Origin of the sequence: Costertonia aggregata (assembly GCF_013402795.1) — a bacterium.
Classification (GTDB): Bacteria; Bacteroidota; Bacteroidia; order Flavobacteriales; family Flavobacteriaceae; genus Costertonia; species Costertonia aggregata.
On the sequence record NZ_CP058595.1, the window covers coordinates 1,252,588 to 1,273,130 of the forward strand.

The following is a 20,543-nucleotide window of genomic DNA, read 5'->3' on the forward strand; positions in this document are numbered from 1 at the left end:
CGGTTTGAGCGATTCATGGAAGTGAGAAGTATAGCTAAAATCTTTTTTTTCTGATGAGTTCGCCTTCTGAATTGTAATATCGCCAAGTGCCCACTTGAAGGTCTTGACGAAAGCGGCCCTTTATCCTTATCCCGCCATTTTTGTAATATTGACTATAACTGCCATGTTTTAGGCCATCCTTTAACTCGACTTCAAACTGTACCTTCCCGTTAGTATACATTTTTTTAAATGATTTGGCATTCAAATCTGTAGGGTATATAGGTTTCAAATCAAAAATGGCATCCGTGATTTCAGATGGTTTGGATGATGTTTTGGAATCCGGTTTGGTTTGATGTACAACGCTATTTTTAGATGGGTCGATTTGCTCATAGTCCATGATAAGTTGGCTCTTGAACAGATTACCTTTGGGCGTCAATTGAAATCCCAGATGGGGAAAGCACACCATAAAATCCTTGTTTTTTTTCATCTGCGCCTTCGTGGGCCTATCGGCCAAAGCATATATATTGTCATATAACAAAGGAATATTGCTGTAAAGGTACAGACTGGATTTTTCATCAAATTTTTGGTCAAATGCCATAAATTCTTTAGAGGTAGACAAGGTTTGTTTCTCCAAATAATCGGTAATCATACTTTTTAAGGTATTGGGGTTGTCGCTGAATACAACGTAATCCTCGATTATTGTAAAATAAGGCTTGTCAAATTCGTCAAACCTATTTCCCAATAACAGTCTAAAGAACCCTTTTATGGAAAGAAAATTGATTTCATGCGCTTTGAAGTCGATTGCCTTGAACTTGACCGGTGTTTTCTTTCTGATTTGTTTTAGCACAAAATCAAGATTGGTTTTTGCAGCTTCTATATCGTTAGCCTTTATGACCAAAGCCACATCATTTGTGCTTTTTGATATGTTGGACTTTATTTGAAGTAGTGCAATCTCGTCGGCGATCCAGCTTACAAAATGTTCTTTCACATCAATTTTAAGGAAATTTTCAACTTTTTGTATCCCTTTGGTATAGCTCTCGAAGGCTTCTGAATCGTTGCCCTGCTGTACCGATTCGAAGTTTTTATAAAACTCAAAAAAACTGCCAAAGCCATAGCTCACATAGACCGATGTTCGTTTGGGGGCGATTTGCGGAACGCTACGCTTGCCCATTCCCGATTTTTGTAAGGCCTCCAGATAATTTTCGTTGTTAGGACTTATATTGGTAAAACCGTTTGCCGTAAGCATACTGTTCTTGTCCAAATCAAAACTAAAACCGGAGAACAGAAAATTATCGCTCAATCGATCCACCCAATCGTTGGGTTCGCTGGAGAATCGTTGAAAGTAATCATCAAAATAATCGTGTTGCAGATATAGCCGGAACAAATCCTCATAACCTACCTTTTTGTTGACCTCTATAAAATTGAGGTCACGCCCCAGGGCAGGTTCTTTATATTGGTCGATTGATGCTTCTACCAAGGTATGCGTATATGATGCCACCAACTGGTTTTTGATGAAGGACAAATACAAGGTTTCCTTATCCTCAATATCAAAAACCTCCAATATTTCATGGTTGTGATAGTCACGTTTGCTCAAGGTGTAATTTTCGTTCAAAAAGGTATTGAAATAGGTTCTCAACATCTTTAATTTGGCGATACGCTTAAGGTCAACTACATAAAATATCCCGTACTCTTTTCGGGAAACCATATGTACCGATATAAAGAGCGAGCGATCATCAAAAAATTCAAAAAGCCTTCTTTTATTGTTAAAAAGGGTATCCATTTTTTGGATACTCTCCGTAAGGTCGGCGAAATAACTATTTTTTCGTAGATGTTGCCAAGCTTTACTCTCGCTTACTTTTTTCCAACTATCTACCGGTTTTTCGGATTCTATGACAAAAACAGCATCTTTTGGAATCAAATAAATGGACTGTAGATTGGTTTTTGGCGAAAGCACAAAAATGTACAAAAGGTACATTACATAGATGGAGAGTACTATGATAACACCCGTAAGTATTCTTTTTTTTGTCATTTTTGAATAAAAGAGGAAAAAACGATATTCCCAAAACGGAAAAGAATCCGTTTTAGTTCATTACAAGGTCTTTAAATCCTTTATGGTCTTGAAGGCAACATCAACCTGCTCGTCGTTTACCAATATGGTAAACTCGTTGGTGGTCGAGATTACTTCGTAGAGCACGATACCTTCCCATGCCAGTCGTTGAAAAATAAAATAATAGATACCGGGTACCGAAACGTTCTCTGCTGGCAGTTTTACGGTTATCGATGATAAGTTTTCTGCCTTTTGGGTCTGCTTCTCGGCGTTAAAGAGTCTTTCTACGGTCTGATCTACCGTATTGCTCACTACAATGTTCAATTCGTTGACCCCTCGGGATGATGTAAAGAACACATCTTGGTTTTGGTTTATCTCCTCCAACAGTTTGGCTTGTTGTACCAGTATGGTATCGGATACCAAAAATGTATAATCGGTCAATGAAGAACGTACTGTAATTTCACCGATATTTTTAAGGACTTTTACGATTTTATGGGTGGCCCTAAACTCCATATCGTCAGATAAACGCTTCAAGGCCATTACAATGGCGCCGTTTCTGACATCTTTCCCCAAGGCTTCCTCGATTTCGGGCTTTACGATTCGTGACAACGAGGTAAGATTGATAATACCTTGTGCCAAAGCACTTTGCAAGAAGGGCTTCTTCTTTATGTATTGTTCTACGACGGATGAAATAGTTTTCATGGGAAAGGTTGTTTCATCGCAAAATAACAAATTGTTACAAATAAAACAATAAGTGTCATGATTAATCTAACTTGTTATGTGCTTTTGATTGAACATAGTGATAATATATTTATAGTTTCAGTAAAATTTTAAAAGTGATAAAAAGCATCGGGAAGGTGGTCAATGACAAACTTTCCATTTTTCTTTAAAATGGTAACGATATCAAAGCGTACTTCTACATCCAAATCTTGCTCGGTTACAAAATGGTCCGCAGCCATGACCATTAGTTTTATTTTTTTAGTGGTAACTGTATCGGCAATATTCTCAAAATAATCTGAGCTTCGTGATTTGACCTCAATAAATGCCAAGGTACTTTCCTTTTGCGCGACGATATCTATTTCGGCCTTTAAAAATCTGTAGTTTCTATATTTGATCTCGTAACCGGCATCTACCAAGAAATCTACCGCCAATTGTTCTCCTTTTTTACCAAACTCATTGTGTGATGCCATAAAAATCTTTAAAACCGATATGAATATTGCATTTCATCGAAAAAATTAACAGTTCAGCGTCCAAATCAAACATAAGAACGTAATTTAGGAGTCTATCTAAGAAAATTGGATACTAAAAGATACTAACATAAGTATTTAAGCGTTAAGAATAGACCCCTACACACATGAACGTTCTTAAAGCCTTAAAATTATGGAATACTTCGTTAATTGTAACCTCGGTACATTAGCGCCGTACACTACGCCTTTGGATAGAGCCAAGGCTAAACATTTGTACAGAAGACTTGGTTTTAGTGCCTCGGTTGCAACAATAGATGCAGCTGTAGGTCAATCTGCCACTGCTATTGCAGATGCGCTTGTAGACCAAGCGTTGGCGTTACCACCTTTACCTGAGCCTGTGTGGGCCAATTGGAACAATAGTAACTATCCCGAAGATGAGGATGCACGCAGACAATTGCGTAGGCAGCAGGTTTCTGAATGGAGGATTGCCTACACGACCGGACTGTTGGAAAACACCTTGAGGGATCGTATGAGTTTCTTTTGGAGCAACCATTTTGTGACAGAACTTGATATTTATGATTGTAATGCGTTTTTGCATGAATATACCAACTGCCTACAAAGAAATTCTTTAGGCAATTTCAAAACCTTTGTCAGCGAGATAGGGCTCACCAGTGCTATGCTACGTTATTTGGATGGTGCTTTCAACAGGAGAAACAGACCTAATGAAAATTATGCCCGTGAGCTTTATGAGCTTTTCACATTGGGCGAGGGCAATGGCTATACCGAAGATGATATTGTTGATACCTCAAAGGCATTGACCGGTTATACCAACCGTGGGGAGATCGGCTGTTCGTTCATAACTTTTGACCCGGAACAATTCAATACCGATGCAAAAACCGTTTTTGGACAACCTGTTACCGATTACGATAGCATTATAGATAATCTTTTTGACCAAAGGCCAAATGAAATCGGGTATTTTATCAGCAAAAAATTATACCGCTTTTTTGTACACCCAGACTCAAATGCACCGGAAGCACAACCTATCTTAAATGGTATGGCAGCGACATTTGTTTCCAGCGGGTTTGAAATTGCCCCCGTCCTTCGACAATTGTTTAAAAGTGAGCACTTTTTTGACGATACCACGATAGGTGTTATCATAAAAAGCCCTTTTGATATTTATCTGAACCTTACAAAAGAAACCAATTTCGCATACAATAATGATATTCTTGTAAGGGCCATAGATTCGGCCTCACTTATAGGACAAACCCTTTTTGATCCCGTAGATGTTGCCGGTTGGCAACGGGACAGAAAATGGATCAATACCAATTATATGATCGGTCGTTGGTTCTCGGCAGAAATGTTATTGGAAATGTTCTGGAGCAACAATGAAGAACAATTTAGGACTTTCGGCATCGATGCCACCAATGCGGCTGGGGCCAGTGGTTCAACAGAAGGTGATCCCGCCATAGTAGCCAGGGCAATAATAGATAAGTTAACTCCCAAGGGACTATTAGAGGAGGTTGAATATAACGCAGCGATAACCGTGTTCAGACAGGCCTATGAGGATAATGGTTTTTATGCTGATGAAAACGGAGGTACCAGTTTATGGAACATGACCTTGGAGAGAGCTCCTCTTCAGGTATACGAGCTAATGGTACACATAACAAAACAACCTGAGTTTCAACTTAAATAAACCTACTACTATGTGCGATATACACGATAATACACCCCATAAAGGAAAAGAACACGAAGGTCACGACCTAGAGCATAAAACATGGAGCAGACGTTCCTTTTTACAAGCGTTGGGCATAGCAGGCTCGGGAACAATGATGTTGGGCAGCAATATGGTTTCGGCCTCTGCACCATCGCCTTTGACCTCTGCTATTGCCGATGCGGAAACCGACAATATTTTGATATTGATACGTTTATCCGGTGGTAACGATGGCCTAAGTACGGTAATACCCATTCAACAATATGATACCTACGCTAACGCAAGACCCAATATTTACATTCCGGAAAGCAAAGTCTTGAAACTTACCGACGATTTTGGTGTACCCTCATACATGAATGCGGTTGAACCCATGTGGGGCGAAGGGCAATTTAAGGCTGTACACGGTGTGGGTTATGGCAATCAGAGCCAATCCCATTTTACCGGTTCGGATATTTTTGCAAATACCGATTTGACCTCGACAGGCTTTAACGGACTGAATACAGGATGGATGGGGAGACATTTTGAACAATGCTACCCTGATTATCTACTAAATCCGCCAGAAGCTCCCGCAGCCGTACAGATAGGCAATATCGCCAATCTTGTTTTTGAAGGCGAGGAAACCAACTATGCGTTCGTTACCAACAATATTGATCAATTGGAACGTATTGCCGATGACGGGGAATATTTTAGTTTAAATGAAGACCTGTTTGACGATTGTATGTACAGTGACCAACTTCAGTTTTTGAGGGGTGTGGCCAATACAACCGAAATATATGCAGGAAAAATTTATGAGGCCGCCCAAAGGGGACGCAATGAGGTAGAATATCAAGATAACGGCTTTGCCAGACAAATGGCACTTTTGGCCAGATTGATAAAAGGAAACTTGGGCACTAAGGTATACATGATATCCATGGGTGGTTTTGATACACATGGCAATCAGCCTTTGGCACATGAAAGGTTAATGACCAATTTGTCGGTAGCCATCAATAATTTCTATGAAGATGTCGCTTTTACCGGACAGGACGAAAAAGTATTGAGCATGACCTTCTCGGAATTCGGGAGACGAATCTTTGAAAATGGTTCAAACGGTACCGATCACGGTAAAGCCGCCCCTACCCTTTTCTTTGGCTCTGCATTGAACGGTAGCGCTTTTGTAGGGGAACATCCAGATTTAGAAGTAGGTGATGGTAGAGGTAATCTGGATATGGTAACCGATTTTAGAGATCTGTACGGTACGGTATTGGCAGAATGGCTATGCGTTGATAGAGGTCTGGTCGAGACCCATTTGTTGGGCCATCCGTATCGCGGTATAAACCTAGGGTTCAACTGTAGCGGGGAAACTTTGGAAGATTTGGCTTCAAGTGACGAGACCTTTGTTCCATCTGATCCACCAGAAGATCCAGTAGCCGAAGACCCAAATCCTGAACTATTGAATACAGTGGTACACAAGCCGTTTTATCCCAGTAGCGATGCACCGCATATTTATTTGGAAATGCCATTTAGTGCCCATGTAGACATTCAGTTATTCAATATCCTGGGTCAAAATCTGGGAACGGTATACAACGAGATGATGTTGGAAGGATCAACGGAAATCAATATTCGTGACCGTATGCCCGTGACGTTGGCGACAGGAAAATATATTTACAGAATTCAAGTACGGGACCAAAAGATGAGTAAATCCATCATGGTCGCTTAATCTGACCCCTTATGCATCAAAGCCTCCAAGGTATTTTATTGCTCTTGGAGGTTTTTTTATGCCGTTGCCCTACAGCCGCCTCAAAAGAGAAAGGAGTTTTTAAATAAAGGAAACTACAATTTGAGTATTTTTGTGCCTCAAATTACGATTGATGGCCCAAACAGTTAAGAATCCCGCTAGATATACGATAACCGCCGCCTTGCCATATACCAATGGCCCTATTCATATTGGCCATTTAGCAGGAGTTTACGTACCCGCCGATATTTATGCCCGTTACCTCCGCGGTGTAGGAAAGGATGTCGCTTTTGTTTGCGGCAGTGATGAGCACGGCGTGGCCATATCAATGAAAGCCAAAAAAGAAGGGGTTGCCCCAAAGGATATTATCGATAAATACCATACGATCATAAAAAAGTCGTTTCAAGACTTTGGGATTACTTTTGACAATTATTCAAGAACATCGGCACAAATACATCATGATACCGCATCCGAATTTTTTGTATCAATGTATCGGAAAGGTGATTTTATAGAAGAAATCACCGCACAGTTGTACGATGAGGAGGCCAAACAATTTTTGGCGGATCGTTTTGTGATAGGCACATGCCCAAAATGTGGGAATGAAGAAGCTTACGGTGACCAATGTGAAAACTGTGGTTCTTCTTTAAATGCAACAGACCTTATAAAACCAAAATCGACCATAACCGGCACTATTCCCACTACCAAAGAAACCAAGCACTGGTTTTTACCTTTGAACAGGTATGAGGGTTTTCTGAGAGAATGGATTTTGGAAGGTCACAAAAACGATTGGAAATCCAATGTTTACGGTCAGTGCAAATCATGGATAGATGGTGGATTGGAACCTCGTGCCGTTACCCGTGATCTAGACTGGGGCATTCCCGTTCCTGTCGAAGGTGGTAAGGGCAAAGTATTATATGTTTGGTTTGATGCGCCCATAGGATATATCTCATCTACCAAAGAGTGGGCCGAACGTGAAGGTAAAGATTGGGAACCCTACTGGAAGGATGAAAAAACTAAAATGGTACATTTTATAGGGAAAGACAACATTGTTTTTCACTGTATTATTTTTCCGTCCATGTTAAAGGCCCATGGCGATTATATTCTCCCGGAAAATGTGCCGGCCAACGAATTTTTGAACTTAGAGGGTAATAAGCTGTCCACGTCCAAAAATTGGGCAGTTTGGCTACACGAGTATTTAGAGGAATTTCCCGGCATGCAAGATGTATTGCGCTATACCTTAACGGCCAACGCACCGGAAACCAAGGACAATGATTTTACTTGGAAAGATTTTCAGGCGAGAAACAACAACGAACTCGTAGCGATTTTAGGGAATTTTATCAACCGTGTCGTGGTTTTGACCAACAAATACTATGATGGCGTAGTACCCAGTCCTTCTATCTTTAGTCAAATCGACAATGAAACGCTAGAACAACTGAGAAAATATCCTGAAATAATCTCGGGTTCTATCGAACGGTATCGCTTTAGAGAAGCCGGACAAGAACTAATGAACTTGGCCAGACTGGGAAACAAATACTTGGCCGATGAAGAACCTTGGAAAGTCGTTAAGAATGATGGGGAGCGTGTACGGACCATTATGTTCGTTGCGCTACAAATCGCAACGGGATTATCTATTTTGGGCGAACCTTTTCTACCGTTTACCTCGAACAAGTTGAAAGACATTTTAAATGTCAATTCAAGTGAAAGCGAAAAAACCCTTCAATGGAACGAGGTCTCAACAAAAGAGATTTTATTGCCAGCAGCCCATCAAATCAATAAAGCCGAACTTTTATTCAGAAAAATAGAGGACAAAGAGATTCAAGCGCAACTTGATAAATTGGAAGCCACTAAAAAATCAAACGAGCAAATGAACAAAGAAGTGGAACCGCAGAAAGACACCATCACTTTTGAGGATTTTTCCAAATTGGATATGCGTATTGGCACTATTGTAGCAGCGGAAAAAATGGCAAAAACCAAAAAATTATTGGTTCTCAAGGTCGATACTGGTCTTGACACCCGTACAATCGTTTCTGGTATTGCGGAGAGTTTTACCCCCGAAGAAATTGTGGGTAAAAAAGTAACCGTTCTAATCAATCTGGCGCCACGTGCATTACGGGGTGTGGATAGTGAAGGTATGATTTTAATGACCGAGAATGCCGAGGGTAAATTGGTTTTTGTCAACCCTGACGAAGATGGGGTTGGTAACGGGGAAAGTATTAGTTAAATGGTTTTAGGGTCGTTCACGACAAAAAATCCGCAAAATAAATTCCCAGATCAACAGCAGTAGAAAACTAATTGGCCGCCCGCTCCAAACGATCGTTAATACTTATGCCCAAACCTTCTTCAGGAAAACGTTCTGCTATGATAATATCCAAATTCATATGGTCCAACTCATGCAGTGCCGCAAATAGTTGTTGCGCAGCTTCATTGATATCACTGGTTTTGGAAAGCACTTTTACAGTACAGTTCTTGTAATCATCCTTATAAAACGTTAGCACACCTATCTTAAGATGGGAATTTTCGGATATCGATTTTTCCACGGTATCACTGACCATAAGTTTGGTGTTTGGCGAGTAGTGCTTTAGGAGCATTCCCGGGGCTGTTGGGCTGTTCTCTTCTTTTGTCAAAAGCCTGACCTCTCCCACACAAGCTTTTATAGCTTCTAAAGAAATTCCGCCTTTGCGGTATACGATCGGTGTATCGTTTTCAAAACCTATGATAGTAGATTCCAGGCCAACTTCACAGGGCCCACCATCTAAAATTGCCGGTATTTTGTTTCCAAAGTAAGAGGCCACATGATCCGCAGACGTAGAACTCACCTTGGTAAAGGGATTGGCACTGGGGGCCGCTACGGGAAAATCAAGTCCTTTTAGGAGTTCCCGCGTCATTGGATGTTTGGGCATTCGTAGCCCAACGGTTGGTTTTCCTGCGGTTATTAAATCACTTACACCTTCTTTTTTAGGTAAAATCAAGGTCAAGGGGCCTGGCCAAAACGCTTTCATTAAAGCTTTTGCAGGTTTTGGCACCTCGCTGACCAAAGTATCCATTTGTGATAATTGATGAATATGCACAATAAGCGGATTGAACAAAGGTCGGCCCTTAATTTCAAATATTTGCCGTATTGCTTTTTCCTCGTTACTGTTTCCGGCCAAACCATAAACCGTTTCCGTAGGTATGGCCACTATTTTGTTGTCACGCAACAGTTTTTGGCAATAGGCAATATCTGTGGTAATAACACTATTCATTTGTTCACAAAGGTAATACAGCCATACGATTTCGTTTACGAACTTGTTTAAACTTTTTTGGATTCTAGTGAAAATCGGTAGTTTTTAGCCTTATTGAAGAAGTTTAAATGAGTTTTTCTTGTGCCGTAGAAATTAACCGTTACCCTTGGTTATCCAATCTTGAAGATTCATCTTTGTGATGCTATGTTAAAAATTGCCTTTCACCCTATTTACAAACATCCATTGCCCGAAGGCCATAGGTTCCCTATGATAAAGTACGATTTGTTGCCACAGCAGCTTTTATACGAAGGTACTTGTGGGCCAGATAATTTTTTTGAACCTCAGATTCCCAATGACAAACATATCGTCACCGTTCACGATCCTGAGTATTTTTATGATTTATTAAATATAAAGATTCCACCCAAAGCAGCTCGTAAAATTGGTTTTCCTTTGACCGAAGATTTAGTGGAACGTGAACGTATCATTGCCGATGGAACCATAAAAGGATGCGAGTATGCGCTACAACATGGGATTGCCATGAACATTGCAGGGGGCACCCATCATGCTTACACCAATCGTGGAGAAGCTTTTTGTATGCTGAACGACCAGGCCATAGGAGCACGTTACCTACAATCGCAGGGGTTGGCAAAAAAGATTCTTATTGTAGATTTGGATGTACACCAAGGGAACGGTACCGCTGAAATTTTTCAAAACGATGCTTCCGTTTTCACGTTTTCCATGCATGGTGCCAGTAATTATCCGTTTAAAAAGGAAACATCGGATTTAGACATACCGTTGAAAAAAAATACTGGGGATGACGAGTATTTGTCCGTCTTAAAGAAAACCCTACCCAAACTTATAGATGAACAAAAACCGGATTTTGTTTTTTACCTCTGTGGCGTTGACGTGTTGTCATCCGACAAATTGGGTACGCTGGGGATGTCTGTGAAAGGTTGTAAAAACAGGGACGAATTGGTATTGGAAACCTGTCGAAAACTACAGATTCCCATGCAATGTAGCATGGGTGGCGGTTACTCTGCGGACATTAAAATAATTGTAGAGGCCCATGCCAATACGTTTAGGTCTGCGCAAGATATCTTCTTCTAAAAATGCATCCAATATTTTGTAACTTTGTTTAAAATATAATTCTATGTTATCTAAGAAGTTAGAAGAGGCTCTGAACAATCAAATACGAATCGAGGCAGAGTCATCCCAAGTATATTTATCTATGGCCTCTTGGGCCGAGGTCAAAGGTTTGGAAGGCGTCGCTGGATTTATGTACGGCCATTCGGACGAAGAGCGTATGCACATGCTCAAATTGGTCAAATTTGTCAATGAACGGGGTGGGCATGCAAAGGTTTCAGTCCTAAAAGCCCCTAAGACCGATTTTGGTTCACTCCCAAAAATGTTTCAAGAATTATACGAGCATGAGCTATTTGTATCTAAAAGCATAAACGAATTAGTACATGTAACCCTGCAAGAAAAAGATTATGCCACACATAACTTTTTACAGTGGTATGTCGCGGAACAAATTGAGGAAGAAGCCTTGGCACGTACTATTTTGGACAAAATAAATTTGATAGGAAACGATAAAGGCGGGCTGTACCTCTTTGACCGCGATGTGCAGCAAATTTCAGTTGAAAGTGCGGCCTCAGATACCGCTGGGGAATAATTTTAACAGATTGTATTTATTTAGATTCATTTAAAATAATTATTTTTATGCCATAGTATGGACTATGGGCAAAAAGAAAAAAAAATCCAAGAAGAAAAAAGGCGCCGTCTTAAAAGAGCTTGACCTAACGAACTGCAAAACAAAGTGTTGCAAAAAATACAAAAAAAGTGAAAACAAACGCTGTAAGCGTTGCCCTTGTTTTGATTTGCTGAAAAAGGTAGCCTAATCCAACTAGTAATGATTCCTTTTTTGCATGTAGAATGAGAATGTTACCGATAGGTCAGTTCGAGTTTTTTTTGAGGAACGAAAAATCGTACCGAGAACATTTTTTGCTCAAAATCCAAATTCTCTAGGATTCTTTCACGCTTAGCCGAAGGATTGGTTCTTTTGAATTTAAAACATGAAATCCCCTAGAATTTACAGAATATCATCAAAATACACTACACTTACGTAACTATGTGTTTTAATTGTCTGCGCTAAAAAGATATCGGATTCAAGTATTTGGCATGGTACCTATTTTGTATTTTCGCCCACATGAAAAAAATCTTGTTCTGTCTCTTTTTTGTTGTATCATGTAGCCACGGACAACGGAATGCAACCACTTCTGATACGCTGGATACCCGTTGGCAAATGTTCATTTATGACTTTGGCAATATGTTCAAGGCCGTTGGCCATTCTTACACTAGGCCCTTACACTGGGGCGGAAAGCAATGGGGGCAATTCGGCGCCGTAGTAGGTGGTACTGGGCTGGTTTACCTAGCCGATGACAATACGTCTAGCTTTATCATAGGCAAAAGGAAGGTGTTCCAAAAATCATGAGAGAATATGGGGAATTTTATGGTAGTCCCGAAAATAATTATTTGGCAACTTCAGGAGTTTATTTGGTAGGTCTAGTCACAAAAAATGAAAAACTTCGCAGGACCGGAGTGCTGTTGATTTCGTCAGCTACCTCTGCCGGGCTATTGCAACAGATTTTAAAATCGGTCGTAGGGCGTGCTAGGCCTGTCGCCAATTTGGGAAAGGATACGTTCGACCCTTTCAACTCGAGCCGAAACTTTCATTCCTTCCCATCGGGACATGCCTTGTTGGCCTTTACCAATGCATATGCCATAGGAAAACAATTTAAAAATAAATGGGTAAAAGCCGGTATTTATACCGTAGGGGCCATTCCAGGAATTTCTAGGGTTTGGGACGGTCAGCATTGGTTGAGCGATATGGTTTTCGCTTTTGCCATTAGCATCGCCACTGTGGAATCGATTGACAAGTATTTGGATAAAAAATATGATCAAAAATATAATGCCCGATCCAAAGACGTAAGTTGGGACCTCAATTTTGGTCCAGGTACAGTGGGCATTGTTGCCCGATTCTAAAACAGAAAGCCCCGTACATGGCGGGGCCTACATGTAAACATTATTTTTTTATCATTTACCTAACATCAAAAGCTCGTTACAGCGTACTTCGGTAATATAACGCTTGTCACCTTCTTTGGTTTCATACGAGCGGTGCGTTAATTTTCCCTCAACGGCCACCTGCTTCCCTTTGGTCAAATAGTTTTCGACAATCTCGGCCGTTTTGCCCCAGGCGACCACATTGTGCCATTGGGTTTCCTCTACTTTTTCGCCTTTGGCATTTTTGTAACTATCGCTTGTGGCTATGGAAAATTTGGCGAGTTTGCTCCCACCCTCCAAGTTTACGATTTCTGGGTCTTGCCCTAAATTACCAATCAACTGTACTTTGTTTTTAAGTGCGTTCATAATTTTAATTTTTCGTGTTAAACAGTTAATACTATCAAACCTCCTTGATTTGACACTGCAAACCTAAAACGCTAGCAAAAAAAGATTCGGTTGGGAAGTGTTTATTTTCGTTTGTAAACGTTTGTAAACTTTTATATAATTGACTATCAATTATATATAAATAAATTATTTTAGATAATTATTTGAAGATTATTCACTAATTTACAAGAACAAGGCAAATCCCACTCAAAATGAAAAGAATCAGCATCCTTCTGTTTTTATGCACCATAATGCTTTCCTTGCAGCAATGTACAGGGCAATCGAACACAAAAAATACCTATAGTTACAAAAAAGGAGATGCCAATGGTATCGGCAAATGGTACATGGGTCGTGAAATTGCTCATGTAATGGGTTTTCAGGGTATGTCGTGGTTAAATCGCCCTGAACGGGAAAAAGAGGAAAATGTTTCGAAATTACTCAAAAACATGAACATAAAAGTCGGCGATACCATAGCCGATATCGGAGCTGGTTCGGGCTACCACGTTTTTAAAATGGCGCCGCTGGCCAAAAACGGACTCATCTACGCCGTAGATATTCAGAAGGAAATGTTAGCGGAAATACGCCGAAAAAAAAAGAATACAACTGATAAAAACATAAGAGTCGTAAAAGGAACCGATACCAGCGTAAACTTACCGGAAAATTCGGTCGATAAGGTACTTATGGTAGATGTATATCACGAATTCAACCATCCGGTTGAGATGGTAAATTCCATCAAAAAAGCATTACGCCCAAAAGGTAAACTATATCTGATTGAGTATCGTGGCGAGGATAGCGGGGTACCCATAAAAAAATTGCACAAAATGACCGAAGCGCAGGCCGTTAAAGAAATGAAAGCAGCTGGGATGGTGCTGGAAAAAAATATTGATAACCTACCTTGGCAGCATTGTATGGTGTTCGTAAAGAAATAATTGCAAAAACCACTATCGATTTTTCTGTTTTATAGCTATCTTGAAAATACATAACCAACTACTGTATGAAAATCATGAAATTACTTTTGATCTTTTTGTTAGTTCTACCCTTAACTGGACCCTTCGGCTACGCTCAGGGCAAGAGAAAAAAGAAAACGACTACCCCTGTAATCACGGTTCAAGATTCCATGTTCCATGGACTAAAATGGCGAAACATCGGTCCGCATCGGGGCGGGCGAAGTGTAGCATCTTCAGGAGTAGTGGGCCAACCCTTGACCTATTATATGGGCACCGTTGGCGGCGGTATTTATAAAACCACGGATGCGGGAATCACCTGGAAAAACATTTCCGATGGATTTCTTAAAACAGGTACAGTTGGTTCTATCGCCGTTTCCGAAAGCAATCCGAATATTGTTGTTGCCGGTATGGGCGAACATGCCGCTCGAGGGGTAATGACCTCTATGGGCGACGGGGTCTACAAATCTACCGATGCAGGAAAAACCTGGAAACACATTGGGTTGGATAAGACCCGACATATTTCCGATGTGATAATTCATCCTACAAATCCGGATATTATTTTTGTTGCTGCGCAAGGGGCCCAGTATGGCGGAAATCCTGAACGTGGAGTTTATCGTTCAACAGACGGGGGAGCAACTTGGGAGAAAACACTTTTCGTAGACAATAGTACGGGAGCATCCGATATATCGATGGATATGAAAAATCCATCCATCTTATATGCGGCCATGTGGCAACACAGACGCTATCCTTGGATAATGGAATCAGGTGGGGCAGCTTCCGGCTTGTATAAATCCACCGATGGCGGAAGCACTTGGAAGAAGATGAAGGAAGGTCTGCCAAAAGAATTTGGAAAAGCAGGTATTTCCATTTCACGAGCAAACAATGAAATCGTTTATGCGGTCATTGAAGCGGAAGGAGAAAAAGGTGGCGTTTATAAATCGACCGATGCAGGCAAAAAATGGACCCAGGTCAACAAAGACCGCATCAATATCGCTCGTTCATGGTATTACATGGAAATCTTCGCCGACCCACAAAATGAGAATATCGTGTATGTGTTGAACGCACCGGTAACAAAGTCCATTGATGGCGGTAAAAGCTTTAAACCCCTACCTACTCCACATGGTGACAACCATCATTTGTGGATTGACCCGCATAACAATCAACGGATGATCAATTCCAATGATGGGGGTTCAAACGTTTCTAATAACGGGGGACAAAGTTGGAGCACGCAAACCAATCAAAACACGGCACAGTTTTATCGTGTCATCACCGATAATTTGATTCCGTACAATGTGTACGGGGGCCAGCAAGATAATTCTACGGTGGCCATTGCAAGTCGTACCAATGATACCGGTATCGATTGGAAAGATTGGTATGCCGTTGCTGGTGGCGAGAGTGCTTTTTTGGCTTTTGATCCCGATAATCCTGAGATTATTTATGGGGGTACTTATCAAGGGAATCTCGACAAGTGGGATGCTAAATCACGTGAATCAAAACCCATTAAACAATATCCTGAATTGGGATTGGGTATTGCACCCAAGGACACGAAATACCGGTACAATTGGAACGCACCAGTCATTACTTCTCCCCACGATAGAAATACGATTTATCATGCCGGAAATGTGGTTTTCAAATCTACGGATGAAGGACAAAGTTGGGAAGTTGTTAGTCCCGATTTGACCAAAAACGAAACCGAAAAACATGGCCCCGGGGGCGGACCTTACACCAACGAAGCTGCTGGTGGAGAAAATTATAACACCATTACCTATTTGGTAGAATCGAAACACGAAGAAGGCGTCCTCTGGGCAGGCAGTGATGACGGGCTGCTTCATGTCACCAAAGATGGGGGACAAAATTGGACAAATGTAACACCCCCGAATATTCCTGACGGAATCGTGAACAGCATTGAGGTTTCGCCACATCATGCCGCTACCGCCTATGTTGTGGTGATGCGATACAAGTCAATGGATTTGAATTCCCATATTTTCAAAACCAATGACTATGGGCAAACTTGGACACGAATTGTGAATGGAATAACCGGCGAACATACGTTTACCAGAGTCGTTCGTGAAGATCCCAAACAAAAAGGCATGCTGTACGCAGGTACGGAAACGGGCTTGTTCATTTCTTTCAATGACGGTCAAAATTGGCAGCCGTTTCAGTTGAATCTCCCTGTCGTTCCTATCAATGATCTAGTATTTCAAGACAATGATTTGGTCGCCGCTACCGCAGGACGTTCTTTTTGGATATTGGATGATGTCGCCGCGATTCAGAATATCACTACACCTAAAGAAACTGTTCAGATCTTCAAACCCAAAGACACCTATTTGATTTTTGGCGGTAGTAGTGACAAACCGAGACCGGGCCTGGGAGACAATCCAAAAACCGGGGTCACATTCGATTACTATCTAGCAAAAGATGTGGACAGTCTGGACTTGAAATTAGAGGTTTTTCAAGGTGCTAAACTTCTTAGAACCTATACCAATAAAAAACCGAAAGGTTTTAAAACTTGGCCCGGTGGTCCTTCGAAGCCACAGATTCTTCCCTCCAAAAAAGGGTACAACCGTTTTGCTTGGAATTTCAAACGTGAAAGCCTGCCTGCCATTGAGAAAGTGTTCATTTTCGGTGGAGATTCGGGCAGCAATGTAGGCCCGGGAACATATACCTTAAAACTCTCTTTAGATGACGTATCATCGGAAACCGAGGTGACGGTTTTGGCAAATCCGAAGATTGATGGTAGTCCAGAAGACTACACAGAACAGCAAGCCATGCTGGAAGAGATTGAAACATCGCTCAAAACCATTCACGAATCGGTAAACGACATGCGTTCCGCCAAATCGCAATTGGAGGCATATGCCAAACTTTTGAAAGACAATGAAAGTGCAAAAGAACTTTTGGAAAAAGGAGAATCGCTATTGAGACGAATCACAAGCTGGGAGGAAAATCTGATACAAGCCAAACAAAAGACCTTTCAAGATGTTATCAATTACAATAATAAGCTCAATGCACAAATGATTCACTTAAAAGGATATATCGATGCCGCTGAACCACGGGTAACCAAAGGAGCTAAAGAACGTTGGGCCGATTTACAAAAAGATTGGCAAGTGTATGAAAACGAACGAAAAGCCATTGTTAATGACGAGATGAAGGCCTATAATGAGAAGTATAGGGAGTTGAAGATTCCAGCTATTATTTTACCAGATTGATACATTGAGCCGAATAAGAGAAACAAACCGTTTACAAACGGATAATTTGTATATTGTTTCAACCTATAAAATTTCCTATGGGAAAAATTCTTTTATCGTTATTGTTACTCGCCACCAACACGTATGGCCAAAATACTTTAGCCTTTGATCAAGGTACTGCTTCGCCCAAAGCCGATTTATCGCAAATCACTTGGATGGAAGGCCATTGGAAAGGAGAGGCTTTTGGAGGAGTAATTGAAGAAATATGGAGCCCTCCATTAGGAGGTTCCATGATGTTTTCATTCAAATTGGTCGTTGACGGAGCCGTGAATTTTTATGAACTGGGCCATATTCGCCAGCTAGATGAAACACTCGTTTTTGAACTGAAACATTTTGGCGATGATTTAAAAGGATGGGAGGAAAAAAATGAAGTGCAGCGCTTTCAATTTATAAAGGCAGAGGGCAATCGACTCTATTTTGATGGATTTACCTTTGAAAAGGTAAGTGCCACAGAAATAAATATTTATGGTTTAGTCCACCAAGGTGAAAAAGAGGAAGAGATAAAGTTCAATTACAAAAAACAGTAATTTGAAAAAACAATGTTTGGAATGTGGAACGGCAATCCTTGGCAGAATCGATAAAAAATTCTGTAACGATTACTGTCGCAACGCATACAATAACAAACTCAACAAGGATAGTAAAAATATTGTGCGTAACGTTAATAACAGGCTACGCAAAAACTATCGTATTTTGGAAAGTTTTCAATTAAAGGAAGGCAAGACCAAGACCACAAAAGCAAAATTATCCGAAAAGGGCTTTGATTTTGACTACATTACCAACTTATACATTACCAAAAAAGGAACTACCTATTATTTTGTGTATGACCTAGGGTATTTGCCCTTGGACAATGATTTTTATATGATCGTGAAGAGGGAATAAGGCCTACCAATTCTGCCCGCTCAGTTTTAAAGCCGCGACTACGATATCCTTTCTGCTTATTTGTCCTACCAGGAGTCCGTTTTTCATTACCGGTAACCTGCGCCTGTTGTGCTTGTCGAAAATGCGATTAGGAGAATCAATCATAGATTAGTGTGGTATATTTTGTATTTAAAGAAAAATAATTCTGATTCTGATAGATAAAACGCATATTCTACCGATGAAATGCATAAATATTCGTTACACTGTTAAAATTTTATTAAATTATTATTATAAATTAGTAGGCATATTCTTCTAAATCATTGCAGAATGATACCGAAACTACTTTTTTTATCTGTTCTTTTTTATTAGAATTCAACTTTCATCACAAAACTTACTTGAAAATGACTTAAATAGTTAGATCACTGGAACAGGATCGGCGAGAGGTTTCAAACAAAACGGAACAGCTTCTGAAAACTTGCGTGAAAACTGAACCAGCCCCACAGGAGGAAATACCGTTATATGCAAAGCCTCACCAGATAATTCAAGTGGCCCTGATGGCGGCTGGAACACTGATTATCACACGGTAAATTCAAACTTGGACTATCGCTTTGCCGTATGGGTCAAAAAAACTGGTACAACCAGTGGAACGACTTATTTCGGTGTAATAGTTACAATAACATACTAAAACTTTCAGGTTCGGTCAACAACAATTTTATTTGGTTGGTGTCGAACAGGCTAAAATTCTCCAAATGAAATATGAAGAAGAAAGCAGGAAAATGATGAAGGCATTTGAACGGCTAAAGTCTAAATAAAAGATAGGTTCCTAATAGATGGTTTCGGAAGTTGTCATTCTCCCTACATTATTCAGTGAAGGTTGGTTTAAGCAAAGAATGCCATAAAATTCGATTGACTAGCTAGCCACATCGATATGAAAAACTTGATGTATCGGCGTTCATTTTCGGTCACTTTCGATAAAGTGCATTTTTCATCGGCACATTTATGATTATATTCGTTAAAGTGTTAAAATCATATTAATTTTTAGGACTAGTTTAGTAAGACAATTCTTCTAATTCCTACAAGATGACATCTAAATTATTTTGCTTTCCCTTACTTTTCTTTGCTTCAATTCAACTTTCATCACAAAACCTACTTGAGAATGACCTCGATGACTGGACGGTTGGAACAGGTTCTTCCCCAGGGTTTTCGGCACTTGGAACTACACAGGAAAACAATCGCGAGTACGGTATCGGCCCATTTGGCGACAATGTGCTGCTCTGGAAAGCGACCCCGGATAGTCAAAGCAATGGCGATGGTGGTTTCATCTCCAAAAAACATGCTATCGACAACACCAAGGATTATCGCCTATCGGTATGGATAAAGAAAACAAATTCAAACACCGGTAGTACATACTTTGGATGTAGTACATGGAACGAGGGCGAAGTACTCAACCGAAACGGAACGGAGAACAACAATCCCTACTTTTTTTCGGCCGACCTCCCGGAGCTTGACAAGTGGTACCTATTGGTAGGTTTCATACACAACAGTTCATTTAACGGGACGGACGATATCGGCGGTGTATATGATCCGGTCACCGGCAATAAAGTAAGAAGATTGAGGGACTTTAAGTTCAAGAGCACTGCTACGGCTACCAGACATAGAACATTTCTTTATTATGACACCAATACCACAGACCGTCAGTATTACTTCGCACCCCGTATGGAGCAAATCAACGGCAACGAGCCATCCATAAACAGGCTGTTGGGCAAGGAGAACATTACCAGCCTCGTGTTTACCTACGATGCCGCAGGAAACAACAAATTACGCAAGCCCCCTTCCCAATCCGTTACCCTAAAGGCCGTTTTGCCGGACAAACCGACCGATACCGCGCCGGAAGCCCCAGCAGCGGAGGACATGGCCGTCGAAACAAAGAAGAACGAACTTGAAGAAAGCATAACGGTATATCCCAACCCGACCCAAGGGAAACTGACCATGGAATGGGACGGCATGCACAACGAACGTATTTTGGATATCCAAGTCTCGGACATGGGGAACAGGACCATTCCCATGCAACATAACCAAGGGGAGAGCCAAGTAAGGGTAGATCTGCAAAACTATCCACAAGGTATCTATATCGTCCGTTTTTTGTTGACGGACGGTAGCAGTATCGTAAAGAAAATCATAAAGAACTAACAT

17 protein-coding genes and 1 pseudogene are annotated in these 20,543 nt (G+C 40.9%); 12 read left to right on the forward strand and 6 right to left on the reverse strand.

Translation table 11 applies throughout. The features are described 5' to 3' along the window. Positions 1-34 precede the first annotated feature (34 nt). The 3 genes from HYG79_RS05770 to HYG79_RS05780 form a co-directional block, all read right to left on the reverse strand. Entirely contained in the window at positions 35-2,008 is a 1,974-nt protein-coding gene (locus HYG79_RS05770) for a DUF3352 domain-containing protein (protein ID WP_179241171.1), read from the reverse strand. A gap of 60 nt (positions 2,009-2,068) precedes the next feature. Next, positions 2,069-2,728, reverse strand: coding sequence for an aspartate kinase (locus tag HYG79_RS05775; protein ID WP_179241172.1), 660 nt, complete (start codon positions 2,726-2,728; stop codon positions 2,069-2,071). A 128-nt stretch (positions 2,729-2,856) separates the two neighbouring features. After that, positions 2,857-3,216, reverse strand: a complete 360-nt coding sequence (locus HYG79_RS05780) for a YraN family protein (RefSeq protein WP_179241173.1) — start codon at positions 3,214-3,216, stop codon at positions 2,857-2,859. Positions 3,217-3,406: 190 nt separating this feature from the next. On the opposite strand from HYG79_RS05780, the gene HYG79_RS05785 reads away from it, so the two are divergent. From HYG79_RS05785 to metG, 3 genes are all read left to right on the forward strand, one after another. Continuing rightward, a complete protein-coding gene (locus HYG79_RS05785; protein ID WP_179241174.1) occupies positions 3,407-4,906 on the forward strand; it encodes a DUF1800 domain-containing protein in 1,500 nt (499 codons plus the stop codon). Between the two features lie 10 nt (positions 4,907-4,916). Beyond that, the gene (locus HYG79_RS05790; RefSeq protein WP_179241175.1) at positions 4,917-6,620 is read left to right on the forward strand and encodes a DUF1501 domain-containing protein; all 1,704 of its coding nucleotides are present in this window, start codon (positions 4,917-4,919) and stop codon (positions 6,618-6,620) included. Between the two features lie 151 nt (positions 6,621-6,771). After that, complete coding sequence (metG, locus tag HYG79_RS05795; protein ID WP_179241176.1) at positions 6,772-8,856, forward strand: methionine--tRNA ligase; 2,085 nt, start codon at positions 6,772-6,774, stop codon at positions 8,854-8,856. Between the two features lie 67 nt (positions 8,857-8,923). Here the strand turns inward: metG and HYG79_RS05800 are convergent, their stop codons facing one another. Continuing rightward, positions 8,924-9,877 (reverse strand): L-threonylcarbamoyladenylate synthase, encoded by a 954-nt coding sequence (locus HYG79_RS05800; RefSeq protein WP_179241177.1) that lies wholly within the window; start codon positions 9,875-9,877, stop codon positions 8,924-8,926. A gap of 183 nt (positions 9,878-10,060) precedes the next feature. On the opposite strand from HYG79_RS05800, the gene HYG79_RS05805 reads away from it, so the two are divergent. From HYG79_RS05805 to HYG79_RS05815, 4 genes are all read left to right on the forward strand, one after another. After that, positions 10,061-10,963 carry a histone deacetylase family protein gene (locus HYG79_RS05805; RefSeq protein WP_179243484.1) on the forward strand — a complete coding sequence of 301 codons (903 nt, stop codon included), beginning with the start codon at positions 10,061-10,063 and terminating at the stop codon, positions 10,961-10,963. 43 nt (positions 10,964-11,006) lie between these two features. After that, on the forward strand, positions 11,007-11,528 hold the full coding sequence (locus HYG79_RS05810) for a ferritin (protein WP_179241178.1): 522 nt from the start codon (positions 11,007-11,009) through the stop codon (positions 11,526-11,528). A gap of 534 nt (positions 11,529-12,062) precedes the next feature. Continuing rightward, positions 12,063-12,347, forward strand: a complete 285-nt coding sequence (locus tag HYG79_RS18215) for a hypothetical protein (protein ID WP_317168486.1) — start codon at positions 12,063-12,065, stop codon at positions 12,345-12,347. Continuing rightward, positions 12,344-12,898 carry a phosphatase PAP2 family protein gene (locus HYG79_RS05815; protein WP_317168487.1) on the forward strand — a complete coding sequence of 185 codons (555 nt, stop codon included), beginning with the start codon at positions 12,344-12,346 and terminating at the stop codon, positions 12,896-12,898. The genes HYG79_RS18215 and HYG79_RS05815 overlap by 4 nt, the downstream gene beginning before the upstream one ends. A gap of 51 nt (positions 12,899-12,949) precedes the next feature. Here the strand turns inward: HYG79_RS05815 and HYG79_RS05820 are convergent, their stop codons facing one another. Next, positions 12,950-13,282 carry a single-stranded DNA-binding protein gene (locus tag HYG79_RS05820; RefSeq protein ID WP_179241179.1) on the reverse strand — a complete coding sequence of 111 codons (333 nt, stop codon included), beginning with the start codon at positions 13,280-13,282 and terminating at the stop codon, positions 12,950-12,952. Between the two features lie 230 nt (positions 13,283-13,512). Here HYG79_RS05820 and HYG79_RS05825 point away from each other — a divergent pair, with 230 nt between their 5' ends. The 4 genes from HYG79_RS05825 (at position 13,513) to HYG79_RS05840 (ending at position 18,371) form a co-directional block, all read left to right on the forward strand. Then, positions 13,513-14,229 (forward strand): class I SAM-dependent methyltransferase, encoded by a 717-nt coding sequence (locus HYG79_RS05825; protein ID WP_179241180.1) that lies wholly within the window; start codon positions 13,513-13,515, stop codon positions 14,227-14,229. A gap of 74 nt (positions 14,230-14,303) precedes the next feature. Further along, positions 14,304-17,453, forward strand: a complete 3,150-nt coding sequence (locus HYG79_RS05830; RefSeq protein WP_317168488.1) for a VPS10 domain-containing protein — start codon at positions 14,304-14,306, stop codon at positions 17,451-17,453. Between the two features lie 77 nt (positions 17,454-17,530). Next, a complete protein-coding gene (locus HYG79_RS05835) occupies positions 17,531-18,019 on the forward strand; it encodes a DUF6265 family protein (protein ID WP_179241182.1) in 489 nt (162 codons plus the stop codon). Position 18,020: 1 nt separating this feature from the next. Then, entirely contained in the window at positions 18,021-18,371 is a 351-nt protein-coding gene (locus HYG79_RS05840; protein ID WP_179241183.1) for a DUF2116 family Zn-ribbon domain-containing protein, read from the forward strand. Between the two features lie 3 nt (positions 18,372-18,374). On the opposite strand, the pseudogene HYG79_RS05845 reads toward HYG79_RS05840, so the two are convergent. After that, positions 18,375-18,494 (reverse strand): annotated as a pseudogene (locus HYG79_RS05845) (CBS domain-containing protein); the annotation flags it as partial. 936 nt (positions 18,495-19,430) lie between these two features. Here HYG79_RS05845 and HYG79_RS05850 point away from each other — a divergent pair. Further along, positions 19,431-20,540 (forward strand): T9SS type A sorting domain-containing protein, encoded by a 1,110-nt coding sequence (locus HYG79_RS05850; protein ID WP_179241184.1) that lies wholly within the window; start codon positions 19,431-19,433, stop codon positions 20,538-20,540. Positions 20,541-20,543: the final 3 nt, after the last annotated feature.